The sequence below is a fragment of the Paraburkholderia franconis genome (assembly GCF_009362735.1).
GTDB lineage: Bacteria > Pseudomonadota > Gammaproteobacteria > Burkholderiales > Burkholderiaceae > Paraburkholderia > Paraburkholderia franconis.
Genome location: NZ_WHNP01000038.1, coordinates 18,631 through 37,708, shown reverse-complemented (window position 1 = coordinate 37,708; position 19,078 = coordinate 18,631). Strand labels below are relative to the sequence as shown.

The window sequence follows — 19,078 nt, the reverse complement described above, 5'->3', positions numbered from 1 at the left end:
CAGCAGCTTCACGCCGCCTTAATATTGCGCCGCGCCCCCGCAAACGCGGCCGTCGACTCGCGCAGGATCAGCCGCGGCGCGATCACGCGGCGGCGGAAGGTCGTATCCGTTGCCGTGCCGTTGATCCGCTCGATCAGCGTCTGTGCCGCCATTTCGCCGAGCGCGCGCACCGACTGGCCGACCGTCGACAGCGCCGGATAGGTGAAGCGCCCCAGCTCGATGTCGTCGAAACCGATGATCGAGCAGTCCTGCGGCACGCGCAGGCCGCGTTCGGCCGCCGCGCGCAACGCGCCGATGCCCATCATGTCGTTGCCCGCGAAGATCGCCGTCGGCTGCACGGTGTCGAACAGCTGTCCTGCCGCGCGGTAGCCGCCGCTGCCCGAGAAGTCGCTTTCGACGATGCCGTTCGGCGCGATCTCGATCCCGCGCTCGGCCATCGCGCGAATGAAGCCGTGCACGCGCATCGCGCTGACGGCCGTTTCGATCGGGCCCGTGATGCAGCCGATCTTCGAATGCCCCAGTTGCAGCAGATGCCGTGTAGCCAGATAGGCGCCCTTCTCGTGGTCGATCTGGACCAGATCGGCGGACAGCCCTTCGATGTTCCGGTCGACGATCACGAGCGGCTCGGGCGAATCGGCGAGCGTCTGCGCAAGCGTCGCGTCGTCGCCCGCCGATGCGACGATCAGCCCGTCGATGCGCTTTTCCTGCAGCACGCGCAGATAGGCGCGCTGCTTCGCGGGATCGTCGTCCGAGTTGCAGAAGAACACGCAGTAGCCATTGCGCGCGCAACCGTCCTCGATGCCGCGCGCCAGCTCCGCGAAGTACGGATTGGTGCTGTTCGGCACCACGAGCCCGATCGTCGCCGTCGAGCGCGCCTTTAGCGACCGCGCGACCGCGGACGGCACGTAGTTGAGCTGGCGGATCGCCAGTTCGACCTTCGAGCGCACATCCGCGGACACCGGCCGCGTATTGTTCACGACATGCGACACCGTAGTGAATGACACGCCGGCGATGGCCGCCACATCCTTGATCGTCGCCATAAGCTAAAACCCCCTGCCTGTTCTTACTGCTGGCCAATGCAGCTCATGCTGCATCCGCGGTGCTCTCGTTGAGTTGTTCCCAGGCGGCCGCCGTCCCGCGCCACGGCGGCCGCCCGCTTTCAATTGCGCTTGCGCCGGCTGCGGTACGTATCCAGCACGACCGCGATCACGATCACAGCACCCGTAATGATGCGCTTGGTCGGTTCGTTCGCGCCGATCTGCGCGAGGCCCGCCGCGAGCACCGATATGATCAACACGCCAAAGAACGTGCTGATGACGGAGCCGCGCCCGCCCATCAGACTCGTTCCGCCGATCACGACAGCCGCGATCACCTGCAGCTCCAGCCCCACGCCCGCGTTCGGGTCGGCCGCTTCCAGACGCGAGATCTGGAACAGCGCCGCGAGCCCCGACAGCGCGCCCATCAGCGCGAACACGATCACCTTGTACGGCTTCGGGTTCACGCCCGCAAGCCGCACGGCTTCCTCGTTCGTGCCGATGCCGACCAGATAGCGGCCGAACACCGTGCGCGTGAGCACCAGCTGCGCGACGATCATCACGGCCACCGCGATCAGGAACGCCGGCGAGATGCCCACGGCGATCGGGTTCGACAGAAAATCGAACGCGTCGCCGATATACGCGGTGCGCGAGTTCGTCATCTGGTACGCGAGGCCGCGCGCCGCTTCGAGCACGCCGAGCGACACGATGAACGACGGAATCCGCCAGCCCACCGTCACAGCGCCCGTGATCGTGCCCGTCAGCGCCGCCGCGGCGAGGCCGAGCGCGGCCGCTACGATCGGCCCGAGCTGCCACTTGAGCGACGCGACACTCACGACCGACGCACCGAGCGCCAGCACCGAGCCGACGGACAGATCGATGCCCGCGATGATCAGCACGAACGTCATCCCGACCGACATCACGACGAGATCGGGAATCTGGTTCGCGATGGTGACGAACGTCTCGAACGTCAAGAAGTGCGAGCTCAGCACCGAGAACAGCGCGATCATCGCGACGAGCGCGCCGACGAGCCCGAGGTAGTTCGAAAAGCCCAGCCGCGTGCCCGCCGGCTTGCCGCTCGCAAGCGGCGCCGACGGATCGGCTGCTTGAGCGGCTACCTGAGCGGCCGTCGCCGTCACGCCGTCGGGCGCGGCCGCCGGCTCCTTGCCCGCGCCTCCCGTGACCCGTTGATCGGTCATGACTGAGTCTCTCCTTCGTGCATCTCATGCGGGTGCAACAGGGCTTCGCGATTGCGATAGCCGGCGAATGCCGCGGCGAGCAGCGCATCCTGCGTCCACTCGTCCCGCCTGAAGACACCCGTCATGCGCCCCGCCGACATCACGCCGATCCGGTCGCAGATCAGCATCAGCTCGCGCAGGTCGCTCGACACGACCACGAGCGCGCGGCCTTCGCGGGCCAGCGCGCCCATCAATCCATAAATATCGAACTTCGCGCCGACATCGATGCCGCGCGTCGGTTCGTCGAATAGCAGCACCTTGCAATCGCGCGCGAGCCACCGGCCGATCACGACCTTCTGCTGATTGCCGCCCGACAGCTCGCCGACCGGCTGCGCCGGCCCCGACGTGCGGATGCGCATCGCGTCGATCTGCCGCTTCGCGAGCGCGTTCTCGCGCTTCGCGTCGACGATGCCGTGCCGCGCGACGCTGCGCAGGTTGCCGAGCGACACGTTCGCCGCGACTGGCTGCGGCAGCAGCAGGCCTTCGCCCTTGCGGTCTTCCGTGATCAGCGCGATGCCATGCTTCACGGCGTCGGAAGGCGTGCCGATCTGCACGGGCGTGGGCGCCGCGCCGGGTGTCGCGGCCAGCGACACCGTGCCGGCATCCTTCTGGTCCGCGCCGTAGACGAGCCGCATCAGTTCCGTGCGGCCCGCGCCGATCAAACCGCTCACGCCGAAAATCTCACCAGCCTTCACCTCGAACGACACGTCGCGCACGACGGGCGCGCGGGTCATCCCGTCGACCTTCAGCAGCGTCGCGCCGATGTTGCGCGCGCCCAGATCGATGCGCTCGCCGAGCTCGCGGCCGACCATCAGCGTGACGATCTGGTCGCTCGTCAGGTTCGCCATCGCGTCGACGCGCACCAGCCTGCCGTCGCGCAGCACGGCCACGCGCTCGGCGACGCGCGCCAGCTCTTCGAGCCGGTGCGAGATGTAGACGAGCGCAACGCCGCGCGCCTTCAGCCGGTCGATCTGCTCGAACAGCAGGTCGACTTCGCGCGCCGTCAGCATCGCCGTCGGCTCATCGAGGATCAGCACGCGACAGTCGCCGATCAGATTGCGCGCGATCTCGACCATCTGCTGATGACCGATGCCCAGTTCGCCGACGAGCGTATCGGGGTCGATCGCCTCAAGTCCGACCTGCGCCATCGCCTCGCGTGCGTCCTCGCGCAGCTTGCGACGGTCGATCCAGCCGAAGCCCAGCTTGCCCGCGCGCGGCAGCCGGTTCAGGAACAGGTTCTCGGCAACCGACAGCGTCGGCAACAGATTCAGCTCCTGCATCACCATGCGGATGCCGAGCGCTTCCGCTTCTGTCCGGCTCGCGGGGGCATACGGCGCGCCCGCGAGCTGCATCGAACCCGTCGTCGGATCGACGAGCCCGCCGATGATCTTCGACAGCGTGCTCTTGCCCGCGCCGTTCTCGCCCGTCAGCGCGAGCGCCTCCCCGGCGTGCAACGCCAGCGAGACGTCCGCCAGCACGGGCTCGGCATAGGTCTTCCCTATCCCCGCGACGGACAGTACGGCAGGCAATGCGTCTTGGTCGGTTGATGCCATCGTGATCCAGATCTCATAGCCGCCGCGCGGCGCTGCAGCGGACTGCGCCTCGTGCGTCGGCCCGTCGTGCAGCGCCGCCGCACGGCCGCGCCGTTCATGCGGACAGCAGGCCCGAAGCCGTGCGCATCCGGACGACACGGCTTTTCGGGCTGCGCCCGTCCATCTGCTCGCGCGGCTGGCCGGCCGTCATGACGCTTACCTCTGGCATAACGGCGGCGCGGCGAATTTCTTGAGCGCGCGTTTATCTCGACGCGCGGACCGTCGGGCGTCGTGCACGCCGAATGTTCCCGCACGGCCCACGCGGGCTCCTTACTTCGTGACCAGATCGACGGGTGTTTCGACGACGCCCGACAGGTCCGCCTGCTTCTTGTGCCCGGCGATCGCCTTCAACGCCACGTCGATGCCGAACACGGCCTGCTTCGCCGCGTACTGGTCAGCCGTAGCGAGTACGCGGCCGTCCTTCAGCATCGGCTTGATCGCGTTGATGTTGTCATAGCCGACCACGTAGACCTTGCCCTGCTTGCCCGCCGCGCGCACGGCCGACACCGCGCCGATCGCCATGTTGTCGTTGCCGCACAGCAGCGCCTTGATGTTCGGATAGGCATTGAGCATCGACGACGCGATCGCGTTGCCCTTGTCGATTTCCCATTCGCCCGACTGCACCGTGTCGACCTTCGCGCCGACCTTCTGCATCGCCGCCTTGAAGCCGGCCGTGCGCTGCTGCGCGTTGGTCGTCGTCGATACGCCTTCGACGATGCCCACCTCGTCGCCCGACTTCAGCTTCTTCGCCAGATAGTCGCCGACCTTCTCGGCGCCCTTCGCGTTGTCCGGACCGACGAACGGAATGTTCAGGTCCTTCGACTTGAGTACGTCGGTGTCGAGCCGGTTGTCGATGTTCACGACGATGATGCCCGCGTCCACCGCCTTCTTGACCACGGGCACGAGCGCCTTCGAATCCGCCGGCGCGAGCACGATCGCATCGACCTTCGAGACGATCATCTGCTCGACGATGCGGATCTGGTTCGCCGTATCCGTCTCGTCCTTGATGCCGTTCGTGATCAGGTCGAAGGTGCTGGCGTTGTGCTTCTGATAGTCCTTCGCGCCCGTTTCCATCGTGAGGAAGAACTCGTTGGCGAGCGACTTCATCACGAGCGCGACTTTCGGTTTTTTGGCGGCCTGGGCCCAGGCCGACGAGAACGGCATGGCGGCGGCCGTGAACACGACAGCGGCCATCAGGACGCGGCGACGAATGCGGTGGTTCATGTGGTATCTCCAGTTGTTGGACTCGGGGCGAGTCCGTTTTTGTTTGTGCGCAAACGTTTGCGAGCGATATTCTCGACGGTGCCTGTTCGCGATGTCAACGGTGGGCGGTGCTGCGCTGCACATCGCACCCGCGACGCATGCGTTGGGCAAGGCTTGGCGCCTTTGGACGCACGTGTTGCCGCGAAGCTTCGGCGGTGCTTCGAATGACGTCGTGACACGGATCGCTCGCTCGGTTCTGCCCGTTGATCGCCCTGTGCGATGGGAGCCGCCTGTGGCCAGAACGCGTCCCGCGCGCAGCGGCGCTCGTGATGCCCGGCGCTGCAACGCGCCGGTACTGCCTTGCTGTTTTCCATCCGCCCGCAAGCCGCAAGTTCCGCGGCAGGCAGGACGCCTATGCTGGCCTCTTCTCGCTCGCGCGGCAAGGGGAAAGAGGGGAAAAGCCCCGGCCGTCGTGATCGGCGCAACAGGTGCGATGTGCGTATTATGGGCCGATGGTTCGTATGGGGCCGTCCTGGGCTCGCGCGTTGCGATCGTCACGACGGCCATGCGGGCGCAACGGCCATTCAACATGGAGTCGTCATGCTCGGTATCAGCCAGTTCCCGCTCTTTCTCGCCGCCGTCACGGTCCTCAATCTCACGCCCGGACCGGACATCGCGTATGTCGCCGGGCAAAGCATCGCGCAGGGACGGCGAGCGGGGCTGCTGTCGGCCGTCGGGGTTGCGTTCGGTGGCTGCATGCATACGGTCGCGTGCGCGCTCGGCATCACGGCGCTGCTGGCGGCGTCGCCGGGCGCGTTCAACGCGATCAAATGGATCGGCGCCGCGTACCTGATGTATCTCGGCTTGAGAATGCTGTGGCCGACGGCGACGGCCGTGGCGAAGGGCGAAGCGCCGCCCGACGTGCCGCGGCTTTCGCGCGGCACACTGCTCTTTCGCGGCTTCGTGACAAACGCGTCGAACCCGAAAGTGCTGCTCTTCTATATAGCGTTCTTCCCGCAGTTCGTCAGCGCCGACAGCCCGCACAAGACGTTGGCCTTTCTCGTGCTGGGCGCGGTGTTCGTGACGCTCGGGCTCATCAACGATTGCGTGGTCGCGTGGCTCGCCGCGACGGCCGCGCGTGCCGTACGCTCGAAACCGGCCGTGCGGCGGTGGATCGACCGCGTGGTGGGCGCGGGGTTCATCGGCCTGGGCGTGCGGCTCGCGCTGACGAAGCGCTGAGGCATTCGACGCGACCCGGCCCACACGCGCTACAGCCAGTTTGCCTTCTTGAAGCCCCGGTACAGCGCGAGGTCGATCAGCAGCATCACCAGCAGGCAGATGGGATAGCCGTACTTGAAGTGCAGCTCGGGAATCTCCTGGAAGTTCATCCCGTAGATGCCGGCGATCATGGTCGGCACGGCGAACAGCGCGGCGAACGAGCCGAGGCGCTTGGTCACTTCGTTCTCGGCGAGCGAGATCATGCCGAGATTGACCTGAATGGCCGTGACGATCATTTCGCGGCGCCCTTCGATGGTCCGCACGATGCGATCGAGGTGATCGTAGACATCGCGGAAGTACGCCTGCATGCCGACGCAAATGGACGGAATGCGTCCGCCCGTGAGCTTGCTGATGCCTTCGAGCAGCGGCGCGATGTGATGCTGGAGCATGACGAGGCGGCGCTTCAACGAGTACAGATCTTCGATGATCGCACGCGACGCGGCGAGGTCGTGCTTGTCGAAGATGCGGTCCTCGATTTCCTCGATCTCGGTGCCGATCGCTTCGAGAAGCGGGAAGTAGCGGTCGACGACATTGTCGGCGAGCGCGTACAGCACGAACGCCGCGCCCTCCTTCAGCAACTGCGGTTCGCGCTCGCACCGCGCACGGACTTCCTGGAAGCCATGACGCGTGCCGCGCCGCACCGACAGCACGTAGTTTGCACCGACGAACACGTCGACCTCGCCGATCACGAACTCGCCGTCGTCGTCGGTCTCGATGGTGTGCATGACGGCGAACAGCGAATCGCCGTACTCCTCCATCTTCGGACGCTGATGGCCGTGACGCACGTCCTCGACGGCCAGTTCGTGCAGCCCGAATTCGTGCTTCATCACTTCGAGCTCGCCTGGGCCCGGGTCTTTCAACGCGACCCAGACGAAGCACTCGGATTTGGCGACATAAACGCTGATGTCGTCGATCTCGATGTCGGCCAGCTTGCGGCCATCCTGATACGCGGCGCAGTTGATCAGCATGATTGAATACCTTGAAAACGATTCGGCTTCGCGGATTGAAAGCGGTTAGTCGCGATGGGCGCTTGTCCTGTTCGTGTGCCGCCCAATCGCGACGCAAAGCCGGCATGAGCGCGGCGTGCGATACGAGTCCCCGATGTTACGTCGGCTCGAACCGGCGCGGTGTGTCGAATTGTGAATGTCGCGTCGAGCCTGCCTGTCAATTGGCGACGCGCCGCAACATGATGCGGTGATCGTCGTTGAACGAAACGCTGGCGCGATTCGAATAGCGCGTGTCCGGCGTCACGAAGAAGCCGATCTCCACGACAGGGTCGAACTGCGTCGACACCGCGATGCGATGCGTGCCTGGCGTGAGCCAGAAGACGATGTGCTCGCCGTTCATGATGTCCGCGACGCGTTCGCCGTCGACATACACGAGGGCATCGCGAAAGCGGACGATGACGTTGTCGGTCCGCTCGCGCCGCAGGTCGACGGCCACCCTGCCGGCGCCCGGTTGCGTGACGTCCGGCTTGACGATGCGCTCGGCGGGCACGTCCTTGAACGGCGCCTTGTCGGCGGGCGTGGACGCGCAACCAGCGACGAGTGACGCGGCCATCATCGCAACCACCAAGAGCGTGAGCGACTGGGCCGTGCGTGCCGCTGCGGCGGCGCGCGTCGCCAGGCTTTGCTTACGTCTCATTGTTCGTCTCCCTGTCGACCGGAGTTGGCGCTTTAGCTGTCGGCTGGAGTTAGTGCTTCAGCACTTACTCCAGCCCCATGCAGAGCACTTACTCCGGTCCCACGCAGAGCGGTCGACCGGAGTTGGCGCTTTAGCTGTCGGCTGGAGTTAGTGCTTCAGCACTTACTCCGATCCCACGCAGAGCGGTCGACCAGAGTTCGCGCTTTGGCGCTTACTCTTGCCCCGTCCTTTCCGGTTCCATACAGCGCGCTTGCTGTTGTTCGCTTTGTTGCTTCGTTGTACAGACACCCGTGCCCCGTCTGCACCGGCCGCGCCGCTACTCTTCTGCCGGCTGGAACGGGTTCAGCACCCGCGCGCCCGTTCCGTCGAAGTCTGCCACGTTGCGCGTCACGACGGTCAGGTTGTAGATCAGTGCCGTCGCCGCGATCATCTTGTCGAGCGAGTGCTCGGGGTGCTGCACGCGCAGATGGCCCCATGTTTGCGCAACGTCGGTGCCGACATTCAGGATGTGGCTGCTGAACGAATCGATGATCGTATCGAGCCATCCTTCCAGCCGCAACGCCTGAAACTTGTCACCGCGATGCCGGATCAGATCGACACCGCGCCGCAACTCGCCCACGGTCACGACCGACAGATACAGGCGATGCCCCTCATCTCTCGCTGCTTCGAAAAATGCCTGAACGCCAGGATTGGCGCGGCTGCTCTTGCGCATTTCGCTGATTACATTGGTATCAATCAAATACACCCGGTCCCTCGCTTTCATCAGTTGCGTCATGCAGGCGCTCGAAGTCGGCGTCTTCGCCGACGTCCGGCATGCTCATCAGCAACTCGGCAAAGCTGAGCTTCTTCGGCTGAAAGAGCGCCTGCGCCAGGATTTCCCGATGTTCTGCTTCGACGCTGCGCCCGTGAGACGCGGCCTGCTCACGCAGGCTCTGCACCAACGCATCGTCCAGACCTCGGACCAACAGATTTGCCATTTCAATTCCCCGGTACACGTGTGATATCAATGATATCACCAAGAATCGCGCAGTCAAGCTGGCCAGATGGCATAGGGGTTGCAGCATGCCGCCTTCGCGTTCAAGATCGGTTCAGGGGCGCCTCATGGACTACGGCGTCCACGCGCGGGCAAGCGGCGCTTCAGGGGAGGCTTCGATGTGGTACTTCAGCTGGATTCTGGGCATTGGCGTGGCGCTGGGCTTTGGGATCATCAACGCGATGTGGCTCGAGGCGAACGGCACGTTCACCCGCGACGACACGCCCGCCCCCACGCCATCCAGGACCGAGGACTCATCCACGTGACGCATCTGGTTTTTATCTGTGGCCATGCGGGCACCGGCAAGACAACGCTCGCCAAACGGCTGATCGGCCCATTGACGAAGGCGACGGGCCATGCCTTCTGTCTGCTGGACAAGGACACGCTCTACGGCGCCTATAGCGCGGCCGCGATCGGCGCGCTGACGGGCGATCCGAACGATCGCGACAGTCCGCTTTTTCTCCAGCATTTTCGCGACCCCGAATATCGCGGCCTGTTCGATACGGCCGCCGAGAATCTGCGGCTCGGCATCGGCGTGATTGCCGTCGGGCCGCTGTCGCGAGAAGTGCGCGAGCGCAAGCTCTTCGATCACGCGTGGCTCGGCGTGCCCAAGGACGTGAAGATCAGCGTCGTGTGGGTTGCGACGTCGGAAGAGACGGCGCGCGAGCGCATTCTCGCGCGCGGCAATCCGAACGACGCATACAAGCTCTCGCATTGGGACGAGTACCGGCAGCGCCGCTTCGTGCCGACGGGCGACCAGCGCGAAGGCCTGCTGATGTTCGACAACACCGCGCCCGTTCCCGCCGATTACGACGCGCTGCTCGCGCAGATCGTGCAAGCGTCGCGACATGCCGGCGTGATGCTGCCGCCGATGCCCGTCTGACACGTGCACGGTCACGCGGCTTCATCGCACACCTTCGGCGCGTATTCAGCACACGCCTTCGGCACATATCTTCAGCACGCGCCGGACGACAAAACGGGCGTTCGACCTCTTTGGTCGAACGCCCGCTTCGCTATTGCCTCTCAGGCGGCCCTCTGCGGAGCCTGATACGTTTACCCTGCCCCCGGTTCCGCTTTTGTGCGCCCAGGTCAGACGGTCAAACCGTCGCCATCGCCTCCAGCGAGCGGCCTTCGTACAGTTGCCCGAAACGGTTCGCGAGAAACTCGCGCAGCGACACCTGCTCCTGACGCACGAACCCGCTTTGCGGCAGCTTCTTTTCGCGGAACAGGTCGAGCACCGCGCACATCGCGCCCGCCGTGGTGATCTGGATCGCGCTCATCGGCACGCCGCACACTGTCTTCGCGAAGATCTTGCGCGTGAACACTTCCTGCACCAGCTGGCCTTCGCGCACGCCCGTCACCGTGATGAAGACGAGCACGACATCCTGAGCCGTCGACGGCACCGAGCGGCGCATGATCGTCTTCAACGTGTCGCGGTCGGTCGCAAGACGCAGATCTTCGAGCAGGAACTGCATCAGGTCGCGATGGCCCGGATAGCGCACCGACTTGTAGTCGAGCGTCTCGACGCGGCCCGCCAGCGTCTCGCACAGCGTCCCCAGACCGCCCGACGTGTTGAACGCCTCGTACTCGATGCCGTCGAGCGAAAAATGCTCGAGGCCTTCGAGCGGCTGCACCCATTGCGTGCGGCTGTCGCGGATCGCTTCGCACGGCTGGCAGTACTCGTTGATGAGGCCGTCGACGCTCCACGTCAGGTTGTACTTCAATGCATTGGTCGGAAACTCGGGCAGCGCGCCGACGCGCATCTTCACATCGCGAATTTCACTGAAGCGGTTCGCCAGTTCATGCGCAGCGATGCCGATGAAGCCCGGCGCGAGGCCACACTGCGGCATGAACGCGTGCTCGGCGCTGTCGGCGATCGCGCGGATCGCATGCGTCGCGCGCACGTCTTCCGTCAGGTCGAAATAGTGCACGCCCGCGCCCTTCGCCGCCGTTGCGACGCTCACCGCGAGGTAATACGGCAGCGCGTTGATGAGCGCGTCGAAGCCCTGGATGGCGGCGCGCAGCGCGGCGGCATCGGCGGAATCGACGCGGCGGGTCGGAATGCCTTGCGCGGCCAGCTTGTCGAGCGCGTGCTGATCGCGGTCCATCGCGACCACTTCGTAGTCGCCCGTCTCACGCAACATGTGCGCGATGGTGTGACCGATCAGACCTGCGCCAACGATGGCAACTTTCATGCGCTTCTCCTTTGTTCTCTGTTCGATGGATGCTGTCTCCAGCGTGAACGGCGCGCCGCAGCGAACCTCTGTAGAGAAGTTTAGGGAGAAGGCCAGTCGGTTTATAGGCGCAAAGTGCTGCGCAATGACCATGAACTTCGACAATCTGACGAGACATTCCGACGATTCGTCGAAAACGTATCAAAACCGCGTAAACGCGGGGCGCGCACGGCCCTTAGCGAACACACGGAGCGAGCCCGCGTGCGTTCATCCGCCGATCATTCCGCGATCGATCTTGCGCGACAGGATGATCGACGTCGTCGTGCGCTCGACGCCCGCGAGGCCGCCGATCTGGTCGAGCAGATCGTTCAGGCGCTCGGGCGAATCGGCGCGCAGCCACGCGACGTAGTCGAACTCCCCGCTCACCGCGCACAGCAGTTGCACTTCGGGCATCCGGTTCAGCTTCTTCTGTACGTCCGGTCCGTACTTCGGCGCGATGATGATGCCGACGTACGCATAGATGCTCGCGTCGAGCACGTCCTGGCCGAGCCGCACGCTATAGCCGGCGATCACGTTGGTCTTTTCCAGCCGTGCGATGCGCGCGATCACGGTCGTGCGCGCGACGCCCAGCTGTCGCGCGAGATTCGCGACGCTTTCGCGCGCGTTGGCCTGCAGCAGCGCAACGAGGTTGCGGTCGAGTTCGTCGAGTTGATCGAGGCGCGGTGGTCTCATCGATTGAAGGTCAGCGTTGAGGTGGAAGCTCGCCGCATGGCGAGCGCAAACGTGGACTACGGGATACGCGGATTATGCACCCCGCGCCCCGCAGTGCGAATACATGCGGACTGCACATATCGCGCATTCGCGTGGGGCGACGCGTCACGCGCCGAAGCGCTCGATCACGAAGTCGATGAACGTCGTGAGCTTCGGCGTCGGGCGGCCGTCACGCGGATAGATCAGATGCACGGGCGCGCCATCGGGCAGCCAGTCTTCGAGCACGCAGACGAGCTCGCCGCGTTCGATCTCGCGCGCGAGCAGCGCTTCGGGCTGGAGCACCAGACCGAAGCCGCGCAGCGCCGCCACCTTGAGCGCCTGGCCGTTGTTCGCGCGAAAGCGTCCCGGACGCAGCTGACAGTCGGTTGCGGCGTCGCCGTCGAGACGCCATAGCCCTTCGCGGCCCCAATGCAGAAAGCCGAGGCACTCGTGATTCGCGAGATCGGCGGGCGTCTTCGGCGTGCCCATCCGCGCGAGATACGCGGGCGATGCACACGCGCGCATCCGGTACGGCTTCAACGGCCTTGCGACGAGACTCGAATCCGGCAGGCGGCCGATGCGCACGGCCGCGTCGAAACCCTCTTCGACCAGATCGACGATACGGTTCGACAGATCGAGTTCGAGGCTGACGTCGGGCCACGCGCTCAGATAGTCGGTCATTGCAGGCGAGAACACTTCGACGCCATACGTGAGCGGCACCGTCACTTTCAGCGTGCCGCGCGGCGCGGACGTCATCGATTCGGCCAGCGACTCCGCGGCCTTCACGTCGGCGAGAATGCGCCGGCATTGCTCGTAATACTGGCGGCCGATCTCGGTGAGGCTTTGACGGCGCGTCGTGCGCGTCAGAAGCCGCGCAGAGAGCTGCGTTTCGAGCGAGCGGATATGCTTGCCGACCATCGCCGACGACAGATGGAAGCGCTCGGCGGCCGCCGTCAGGCTGCCCGCTTCGACCACGGCAACGAAGATTTCCATGCTGACGAATTTATCCACCGGCTATTTTTCCCGATCGTTTCGGTTGTAAGCAGTTGTCGCAATGCAGTCGCAATGGGGCGATAACGTGATACTAATAGCAGCCTGATATGCGCCGCACGCATATGCATAACGCTTCGTCAAGCTTCACTCTCATACGAACGGACAACAGGAGTCTCAATGAAAAAAACGCTCGCCATTCTCGCTTCCGCATTGTCGATGAGCGCTGCATTCGCACAGACGGCAGCGCCCGCCATGTCGGCGGCAGCCTCGCAGACGCAGGGCAAGGCGCGCCACGAGCAGCGCGTCGAAGAACGGATCAACTACCTGCATTCGCAACTGAAGATCACGTCGGCGCAGGAGTCGCAATGGAACGCGTTCGCCGACGTCATGCGCAACAACAGTGAAACGATGGCCAACCTGTTCGAGCAGCGCAGGGCAAATCCGAACATGTCGGCGCTCGACGACATGAAGGGCTACGCCGAGATCACGCAGGCTCACGCGGACGGCTCGAAGAAACTCGTCGACGCCTTCGAGCCGCTCTACACCAGCTTCTCGCCGGAGCAAAAGAAGCTCGCCGACCAAACGTTCCGCCGTCAGCCGGCCGAAGGCGGCGCGCACCACAGCCGTTCGGGCAAGCCGGCCGCGCCCGCTTCGGACGCGACCGTCAAGCCGTAAAACGCAGCGCAAGTTGCCGCATGTATTTCGCAAGACGCCTGCCTTCACGGCAGGCGTTTTTCATTGCAGCCGCGCGAATCTGGCATCATGCGCGCCTGCACCGCGTTTGCACCTCGTTGCGCTTCGTTGCAGCCCCGTCGCCCTTCGTCGCGCTGACGTTGGCTTACGCGGCCCTGTCATCTGAATAAGCTTCAAAGCCCCATGCTCGAACTGAACAACATCGACCTGCTCGCCGATCCGGCCGCGCAACGCGTCGTCAAGGACGAAACCGTCACCGTGCAATTCGCCCAGGGTGACGGCGAACTGATGAGCCTCGAAGGGCCGAATCGCTACACGCGCGGTGACGCGCTGATCACGGGCTCGACGGGCGACCGTTGGGTCGTGTCGCGCGAACGCTTCGATGCGAAGTACCTGCCCGCCGACGCCGGGCTCGCGCACGGCGACGCCGGTTCGTATCGCAATCGCCCTGCCGTCGTGCTCGCGAAGCAGATGAGCGAGCCGTTCTCGCTCGCGCGTTCGTCGCGAGGCGGTGATGTGCTCAAGGGCACAGCAGGTGACTGGATCATGCAATACGCGCCCGGCGACTATGGCGTCGTGCAGGCCGCGCGCTTCGCGAAGGTCTATCGGCTCGCGGATTGAGCGACGCTTCGCGCGACGCTTTCGCGCCCCCGCCTGGGCGCTTCCCTCGTCGGGCTTGCCGCGTTCAGGCGAACTCGTCGTCGAGCTCGACGGTCACTTCGCGCGGCACGCTCTTGCCCGCCGCGTATTCCTCTTCCAGCGATCCCAGCGTCGCCTCGACATACGCGCGCAGCACCGCGAAGCTGCGGCCCCGCAGACGCGGCGGCATCGCGCGATAACGCGCGAGCGCGGCCGGTGTGATCGCGACGGTCAACACCATGCGGCGTGCCGTCGAGCCGAAGCGCATCGCGACCCAATGCACGACGATCTGCGGCACGCCGTTGTCATCGGGGCGTTCGATGAACTGTGTCTGCTCGGGAAAGAGATCGCTGATCACGCGCGCCAGTTCTTCGATCTCGGCGTTCGCGCACTCGTACTGATAGGCTTCCATGTCGATTGGCCTCGGGCCTGTGGGTCTGGATGGACGATAGGATCTGTTCAAGCTCGAGCCGCGCGCGCGTGCATCCTGAGCAGCACCGCGGCCACGGCAAGCGCCGCGACGGCATAGATCGCGTCGACGGTCACGAGCGGCAACAGCCGCGCCTGCGACATCGCGGCGGGCACGTCGATCAGCGCGTGCGCGGCGATCGCAATGGGCAGGATGGTGCGCCAGCCCGCGCGCACGCCGCGCCACATCAGCACGGAGAGCCCGATCTGGAACACCAGCGCAGCCACGCGTTCGAGCACGAAGAGACCTGCCATCGCGGGCGACAGGCCCGCGAGTATCAGATGAAGCCGCATCAGCGATGCGGGCGGGATGTGGCCGAGATACGCGTCGAGCTGGCCGCGATTTTCCAGCACGCCGAACGCGATCCACTGCGCCTGCACGATCACGCCGACGAGCCACGCTTGCGCGCCGCCATGCCCGAGCCCGTATGCAATCGCCGTACCGTCACCCTTTGCATGGTTCGCTGTGCGCCGCGCCAGCCAGCGCATCGCGACGAAGCGGCCGACTTCCTCGCAGACGCCCGCCGCCAGCACGCCGTAGACGACGAACGCGAGCGGGTTCGACAACCATTCGCTCGTGGCCGCGTTCTGACGCAGCAGATAGTCGTTGAGCGCGCGTTCGATTAGCATCGCGGACAACGCGAACACGGCGACGCCCGCAATCGCGTCGCGCCGATTCAGCGCGAACGGCGCGCGCCAGCGGCGGTACAGGCCGATCGGTAGCCATGCAATGAAGAGCGTCGCGACAGCGAGAATCGCAAGCGTAATGGGTGAAACGGGCAAAGCTGGCATCGAGCAGCGCGGATCAGGTGACGAAAGAGAGAGACTCCGCTGCGCATTGTAAGCGCGTCGCCGTCTGAATGCCGAACGCCCGACAATCAGCGCGCCGTCGACGCGCGTTCGATCAGTTCGCCCGGCAGCAGGCAGTCGCGCGCGCTCGCCTGTGCGCCGTCGATGCGTTCGTGCAGAAATTCGACGGCCCGATAGCCGATGTCGTACGTCGGCTGGCGAATTGTCGTGATGCCGGCGAGTTCGGCCCATTCGGGGTCGTCGATCGACAGCAGCGCAACGCGCTTTTGCCAGTCCGCGCCATGCCGCTGGTTCAGATGCCGCGCAAGCGCCAGCGCGACGGGGCCGTTCGCGGCGAAGAGTGCGACGCGCGGCAAGGTGGCCGCGTCTTCGCTTGTTTCGCCGCTTGTTTCCCGGTTCGCAATCGCGGCATCGATCTCGGCGTCGAGCGCGGTGAGCGTCTGCGCGAGCTCATCGGCATCGCCGAGTTCGACCACGACCGTGCGCCCGTTCACCTGCGGATACTGCGTCAGCGCCCGATGAAACGCCGCTTCGCGCAGACGCCGCGAACTGACGCGCTCGAACGGCTGCACGACGAACCACACGCGATCGAAGCCGCGTTCGACGAGATGCCGCGTCGCGACCGTCACGGCCGCCTCGTTGTCGAGCCCGACCATATCGGCGACGAGCCCTTCCACCGAGCGGTCCACCAGCACGGCGGGAATCCCGCCGCCGCCCACGGGCCGCAACGTCTCCTCGCTCACGCCGAGCGCATTGACGATCACGCCTTCCACGCGATACGTCGTCAGCAGTTGCAGGAAGCGCCGCTCCATGTCGACTTCGTTCGCCGCGTGGCAGATGAGCGGCATGTAGCCGAGCGCGTGGCAAGCCGCCTCGACGCCTTGCAGCACCTCGACGGAATACGGGTTCGTCAGATCGGCGACCAGCATGCCGATCAGGCGATTGCGTCCGCGCTTCAAGCCGCGTGCCATCTGGTTCGGCTGATAGTCGAGCCGCTCGATCGCGGCTTCGATACGCGCGCGCAGTTGCGGCGACAGCACGCTCAGCTCGCCGTTCAGATAGCGTGAGATGCTCGTCTTGCCGGTGCCGGCTTCGCGGGCGACGTCGCTGATGGTGGCGCGGCGCGGTGCGCCTGACGGCGGCGTGTTCATTGCGAGAGAACGCTGCGGTTGACGATGTTGGTCTTCAGCGTGCCGTCGAGCGCGCCGACCAGGTTTTCCGCCGCGCAGCGCGCCATCGCGTGACGCGTCTCGTGCGTCGCCGAGCCGATATGCGGCAGCGCGACCACGTTGTTCATCTTCAGCAGCGGCGAGTTCGCGTCGAGCGGCTCGTTGTCGAACACGTCGAGCCCCGCACCGTGGATCGTGCCCGCCTGCAGCGCTTCGATCAGCGCGTTTTCGTCGACGGTCTGTCCGCGCGACGCGTTGATCAGAATCGCGCTCTTCTTCATCTTGCGCAGCTCGTTTACGCCGATCATGTGACGCGTTTCGGGCGTGAGCGGCACCTGCAGGCAAACGAAATCGGACGTGGCGAGCAGCTCGTCGAGTTCGACGCGACGCGCGCCGTAGCGCTGTTCCGCCTCGGCGTTCGCGCTGCGGTTCGTGTACAGCACCCTCATGTTGAAGCCGAGCGCCGCGCGCCGCGCAACGGCCCCGCCGATGCGCCCCAGCCCGACGATGCCAAGCGTCTTGCCCTGCACGTCGACGCCGTACAGCGCGGGCCCGATGCTCGCGTTCCACTCGCCCGCCTTCACCCAGTCGGCCAGTTCGACGACGCGCCGAGCGCTCGCCAGAATCAGCGAGAACACGGTATCCGCCGTCGATTCCGTCAGCACGTCGGGCGTATGCGCGAGTACGATGCCGCGCTTCCTCAGATCGTCGACGTCGAAGTTGTCGTAGCCGACCGAGATCGTCGAGAGCGCCTTGAGCTTCGTTGCGCCTTCGAGCATCGCGGGCGTGATCTTCACGCTCGCGCCGATCGCGCCGTCGGCGTCCTTCAGCGCAGCGACGAACGCATCGTGCCGCGCGGCATCCACCTGCACCACTTCGGCATGCTGCTGGAGATATGACAGCACATCGTCCGGCAGTGGCTTGTATGCGACGATCTTTCGCTTCATCGAATCACTTTCCTTGCAACGGAGTGGCGAGAGCCGCAGACTGCATGCGCGGCGGCTTGACGGCAAGCGTCAGCACGACGGCGGCGACGAGCGCGACGCTCATGAACACATAAGACGCAGCAGGCGAGCCCGTCGCGCCGTTCAGATAGCCGACCACATACGAGCCCACGAACGAGCCGAGCGCGCCCATGCTGTTGATCAGCGCCATCGCGCCGCCCGCGACGTTCTTCGGCAGCAGTTCCGGCACGATCGCGAAGAACGGGCCATACGGCGCGTACATCGCGGCGCCCGCGATGACGAGCAGCGCATACGACATCCAGAAGTGCGTCGAACCGAGCGCATACGAAGCCGCGAACGCCGCCGCGCCGATCAGCAGGAACGGCCACACGAACGCGCGCCGGTTGTTGAGTTTATCCGACGCCCATGACGCCGCGAGCATCGCGATCGTCGCGGCCAGATACGGCAGCGCCGACAGCCAGCCCGTCTCGACCATGCCGAGCGACGAGCCGTTCTTCAAAATGGAAGGCAGCCACAGCACGAAGCCGTACACGCCGATACTCCAGCAGAAGTACTGCGCGCACAGCTTGATGACGGCGGGTTCGCGGAACGCCTCGCCATAGTTGCGCACCGGCTTGATCGCGGCCTGCTCGGCGCGCAGCGTATCGGCGAGCTGCGTCTTGTCCGCCTCCGACAGCCACTTCACCTGCTCGGGCTTGTCCTTCACGATGAACCACCAGCAGACGGCCCACACAATGGCGGGCACGCCTTCCGCGATGAACATCTGGCGCCACCCGAACGAATGCACGAGGTAGCCGGACACGACCGACATCCACAGCACCGTCACCGGATTGCCGAGAATCAGGAACGTGTTGGCGCGCGAGCGCTCGCGCTTCGTGAACCAGTTGCTGATGAAAATCAGCATTGCGGGCATCACGGCCGCTTCGACGATGCCGAGCGCGAAGCGGATCACCATCAGCGACGGAATGTTGCTGACGATGCCCGTCAGCGCCGCGCAGCCGCCCCACAGCACAAGGCTCCAGAACACGAGCTTCTTGACGCTGCGGCGCTCCGCGTAGATCGCGCCCGGAATCTGAAAGAAGAAGTAGCCGAGAAAGAACAGCGCGCCGATCAGCGACGACAGCCCTTTGCTGATGCCGAGATCCTGGTTGATGCCGGCGGCGGCCGCAAAGCCGTAGTTTGCGCGGTCGAGATAGGCGAGGCTGTACGTGATGAACACGATCGGCATGATCGTCCACCAGCGGCGAATCGCGAGTGATGAGGGCATGAATGTCTCCTTTGTCGAACACAGTTGGGGCTTTAGCCCCTTACTCTGGTCCCATGCAAAATATTTGCTGGCGTGAGCCGGTTTCCTGAGTCGGTCTGCTGGTGTGCTGCCGTATGCCCTGTATCGGA

At 65.1% G+C, this 19,078-nt stretch carries 21 protein-coding genes; 5 read left to right on the top strand and 16 right to left on the bottom strand.

Features of this window, described 5'->3' with window-relative positions:
- Positions 1–8 precede the first annotated feature (8 nt).
- From GCT13_RS30730 to GCT13_RS30715, 4 genes are all read right to left on the bottom strand, one after another.
- On the bottom strand, positions 9–1,040 hold the full coding sequence (locus GCT13_RS30730) for a LacI family DNA-binding transcriptional regulator (protein WP_152764552.1): 1,032 nt from the start codon (positions 1,038–1,040) through the stop codon (positions 9–11).
- A 119-nt stretch (positions 1,041–1,159) separates the two neighbouring features.
- A complete protein-coding gene (locus GCT13_RS30725) occupies positions 1,160–2,233 on the bottom strand; it encodes an ABC transporter permease (RefSeq protein ID WP_152764550.1) in 1,074 nt (357 codons plus the stop codon).
- Positions 2,230–3,825: a sugar ABC transporter ATP-binding protein gene (locus tag GCT13_RS30720; protein WP_152764548.1), complete on the bottom strand. Its 1,596-nt coding sequence runs from the start codon at positions 3,823–3,825 to the stop codon at positions 2,230–2,232. Before GCT13_RS30720 ends, GCT13_RS30725 begins: the two co-directional genes overlap by 4 nt.
- Before the next feature lie 309 nt (positions 3,826–4,134).
- Positions 4,135–5,088, bottom strand: coding sequence for a sugar ABC transporter substrate-binding protein (locus tag GCT13_RS30715; RefSeq protein WP_152764546.1), 954 nt, complete (start codon positions 5,086–5,088; stop codon positions 4,135–4,137).
- 579 nt (positions 5,089–5,667) lie between these two features.
- Here GCT13_RS30715 and GCT13_RS30710 point away from each other — a divergent pair.
- Positions 5,668–6,306, top strand: a complete 639-nt coding sequence (locus tag GCT13_RS30710) for a LysE family translocator (protein WP_152764544.1) — start codon at positions 5,668–5,670, stop codon at positions 6,304–6,306.
- Between the two features lie 29 nt (positions 6,307–6,335).
- Here the strand turns inward: GCT13_RS30710 and corA are convergent, their stop codons facing one another.
- From corA to GCT13_RS30690, 4 genes are all read right to left on the bottom strand, one after another.
- A complete protein-coding gene (gene corA, locus GCT13_RS30705; protein ID WP_152764542.1) occupies positions 6,336–7,313 on the bottom strand; it encodes a magnesium/cobalt transporter CorA in 978 nt (325 codons plus the stop codon).
- A gap of 196 nt (positions 7,314–7,509) precedes the next feature.
- The gene (locus GCT13_RS30700; protein ID WP_152764540.1) at positions 7,510–7,989 is read right to left on the bottom strand and encodes a hypothetical protein; all 480 of its coding nucleotides are present in this window, start codon (positions 7,987–7,989) and stop codon (positions 7,510–7,512) included.
- Between the two features lie 316 nt (positions 7,990–8,305).
- Entirely contained in the window at positions 8,306–8,701 is a 396-nt protein-coding gene (locus tag GCT13_RS30695; RefSeq protein WP_265335310.1) for a type II toxin-antitoxin system VapC family toxin, read from the bottom strand.
- 19 nt (positions 8,702–8,720) lie between these two features.
- Positions 8,721–8,966 carry a FitA-like ribbon-helix-helix domain-containing protein gene (locus GCT13_RS30690; RefSeq protein ID WP_090864710.1) on the bottom strand — a complete coding sequence of 82 codons (246 nt, stop codon included), beginning with the start codon at positions 8,964–8,966 and terminating at the stop codon, positions 8,721–8,723.
- Between the two features lie 175 nt (positions 8,967–9,141).
- Between GCT13_RS30690 and cydX the strand changes: the two genes are divergently transcribed.
- Together cydX and GCT13_RS30680 are read left to right on the top strand one after the other, a co-directional pair.
- Positions 9,142–9,288, top strand: a complete 147-nt coding sequence (gene cydX, locus GCT13_RS30685; RefSeq protein WP_152764604.1) for a cytochrome bd-I oxidase subunit CydX — start codon at positions 9,142–9,144, stop codon at positions 9,286–9,288.
- Entirely contained in the window at positions 9,285–9,905 is a 621-nt protein-coding gene (locus tag GCT13_RS30680) for an AAA family ATPase (RefSeq protein ID WP_321574730.1), read from the top strand. Before cydX ends, GCT13_RS30680 begins: the two co-directional genes overlap by 4 nt.
- A 214-nt stretch (positions 9,906–10,119) precedes the next feature.
- On the opposite strand, the gene GCT13_RS30675 is transcribed toward GCT13_RS30680, so the two are convergent.
- From GCT13_RS30675 to GCT13_RS30665, 3 genes are all read right to left on the bottom strand, one after another.
- A complete protein-coding gene (locus tag GCT13_RS30675; RefSeq protein ID WP_152764538.1) occupies positions 10,120–11,217 on the bottom strand; it encodes a saccharopine dehydrogenase family protein in 1,098 nt (365 codons plus the stop codon).
- A gap of 246 nt (positions 11,218–11,463) precedes the next feature.
- A complete protein-coding gene (locus GCT13_RS30670) occupies positions 11,464–11,928 on the bottom strand; it encodes an Lrp/AsnC family transcriptional regulator (protein WP_087735288.1) in 465 nt (154 codons plus the stop codon).
- A gap of 144 nt (positions 11,929–12,072) precedes the next feature.
- Positions 12,073–12,957 carry a LysR family transcriptional regulator gene (locus tag GCT13_RS30665; RefSeq protein ID WP_321574729.1) on the bottom strand — a complete coding sequence of 295 codons (885 nt, stop codon included), beginning with the start codon at positions 12,955–12,957 and terminating at the stop codon, positions 12,073–12,075.
- A 159-nt stretch (positions 12,958–13,116) separates the two neighbouring features.
- On the opposite strand from GCT13_RS30665, the gene GCT13_RS30660 reads away from it, so the two are divergent.
- Entirely contained in the window at positions 13,117–13,614 is a 498-nt protein-coding gene (locus GCT13_RS30660; protein ID WP_152764536.1) for a Spy/CpxP family protein refolding chaperone, read from the top strand.
- Positions 13,615–13,815: 201 nt separating this feature from the next.
- Positions 13,816–14,253, top strand: a complete 438-nt coding sequence (locus GCT13_RS30655; RefSeq protein WP_152764534.1) for a PGDYG domain-containing protein — start codon at positions 13,816–13,818, stop codon at positions 14,251–14,253.
- A 64-nt stretch (positions 14,254–14,317) separates the two neighbouring features.
- Here the strand turns inward: GCT13_RS30655 and GCT13_RS30650 are convergent, their stop codons facing one another.
- From GCT13_RS30650 to GCT13_RS30630, 5 genes are all read right to left on the bottom strand, one after another.
- Entirely contained in the window at positions 14,318–14,683 is a 366-nt protein-coding gene (locus tag GCT13_RS30650) for a DUF3022 domain-containing protein (RefSeq protein ID WP_152764532.1), read from the bottom strand.
- Between the two features lie 47 nt (positions 14,684–14,730).
- Positions 14,731–15,531, bottom strand: a complete 801-nt coding sequence (locus GCT13_RS30645) for a YhfC family intramembrane metalloprotease (protein WP_152764530.1) — start codon at positions 15,529–15,531, stop codon at positions 14,731–14,733.
- Positions 15,532–15,617: 86 nt separating this feature from the next.
- Positions 15,618–16,700 carry a LacI family DNA-binding transcriptional regulator gene (locus tag GCT13_RS30640; RefSeq protein WP_152764529.1) on the bottom strand — a complete coding sequence of 361 codons (1,083 nt, stop codon included), beginning with the start codon at positions 16,698–16,700 and terminating at the stop codon, positions 15,618–15,620.
- Positions 16,697–17,665, bottom strand: a complete 969-nt coding sequence (locus tag GCT13_RS30635) for a 2-hydroxyacid dehydrogenase (protein WP_152764527.1) — start codon at positions 17,663–17,665, stop codon at positions 16,697–16,699. The genes GCT13_RS30640 and GCT13_RS30635 overlap by 4 nt, the downstream gene beginning before the upstream one ends.
- Before the next feature lie 4 nt (positions 17,666–17,669).
- Positions 17,670–18,950 carry an MFS transporter gene (locus tag GCT13_RS30630; protein ID WP_152764525.1) on the bottom strand — a complete coding sequence of 427 codons (1,281 nt, stop codon included), beginning with the start codon at positions 18,948–18,950 and terminating at the stop codon, positions 17,670–17,672.
- Positions 18,951–19,078 lie beyond the last annotated feature (128 nt).

Excerpts from the sequence above, each read along its gene's own strand:
- GCT13_RS30730 (WP_152764552.1), bottom strand. The coding sequence starts at position 1,040 with ATGGCGACGATCAAGGATGTGGCGGCCATCGCCGGCGTGTCATTCACT.
- GCT13_RS30725 (WP_152764550.1), bottom strand. The coding sequence starts at position 2,233 with ATGACCGATCAACGGGTCACGGGAGGCGCGGGCAAGGAGCCGGCGGCC.
- GCT13_RS30720 (WP_152764548.1), bottom strand. The coding sequence starts at position 3,825 with ATGGCATCAACCGACCAAGACGCATTGCCTGCCGTACTGTCCGTCGCG.
- GCT13_RS30715 (WP_152764546.1), bottom strand. The coding sequence starts at position 5,088 with ATGAACCACCGCATTCGTCGCCGCGTCCTGATGGCCGCTGTCGTGTTC.
- GCT13_RS30710 (WP_152764544.1), top strand. The coding sequence starts at position 5,668 with ATGCTCGGTATCAGCCAGTTCCCGCTCTTTCTCGCCGCCGTCACGGTC.
- corA (WP_152764542.1), bottom strand. The coding sequence starts at position 7,313 with ATGCTGATCAACTGCGCCGCGTATCAGGATGGCCGCAAGCTGGCCGAC.
- GCT13_RS30700 (WP_152764540.1), bottom strand. The coding sequence starts at position 7,989 with ATGAGACGTAAGCAAAGCCTGGCGACGCGCGCCGCCGCAGCGGCACGC.
- GCT13_RS30695 (WP_265335310.1), bottom strand. The coding sequence starts at position 8,701 with ATGCGCAAGAGCAGCCGCGCCAATCCTGGCGTTCAGGCATTTTTCGAA.
- GCT13_RS30690 (WP_090864710.1), bottom strand. The coding sequence starts at position 8,966 with ATGGCAAATCTGTTGGTCCGAGGTCTGGACGATGCGTTGGTGCAGAGC.
- cydX (WP_152764604.1), top strand. The coding sequence starts at position 9,142 with ATGTGGTACTTCAGCTGGATTCTGGGCATTGGCGTGGCGCTGGGCTTT.
- GCT13_RS30675 (WP_152764538.1), bottom strand. The coding sequence starts at position 11,217 with ATGAAAGTTGCCATCGTTGGCGCAGGTCTGATCGGTCACACCATCGCG.
- GCT13_RS30670 (WP_087735288.1), bottom strand. The coding sequence starts at position 11,928 with ATGAGACCACCGCGCCTCGATCAACTCGACGAACTCGACCGCAACCTC.
- GCT13_RS30660 (WP_152764536.1), top strand. The coding sequence starts at position 13,117 with ATGAAAAAAACGCTCGCCATTCTCGCTTCCGCATTGTCGATGAGCGCT.
- GCT13_RS30655 (WP_152764534.1), top strand. The coding sequence starts at position 13,816 with ATGCTCGAACTGAACAACATCGACCTGCTCGCCGATCCGGCCGCGCAA.
- GCT13_RS30650 (WP_152764532.1), bottom strand. The coding sequence starts at position 14,683 with ATGGAAGCCTATCAGTACGAGTGCGCGAACGCCGAGATCGAAGAACTG.
- GCT13_RS30645 (WP_152764530.1), bottom strand. The coding sequence starts at position 15,531 with ATGCCAGCTTTGCCCGTTTCACCCATTACGCTTGCGATTCTCGCTGTC.
- GCT13_RS30640 (WP_152764529.1), bottom strand. The coding sequence starts at position 16,700 with ATGAACACGCCGCCGTCAGGCGCACCGCGCCGCGCCACCATCAGCGAC.
- GCT13_RS30635 (WP_152764527.1), bottom strand. The coding sequence starts at position 17,665 with ATGAAGCGAAAGATCGTCGCATACAAGCCACTGCCGGACGATGTGCTG.
- GCT13_RS30630 (WP_152764525.1), bottom strand. The coding sequence starts at position 18,950 with ATGCCCTCATCACTCGCGATTCGCCGCTGGTGGACGATCATGCCGATC.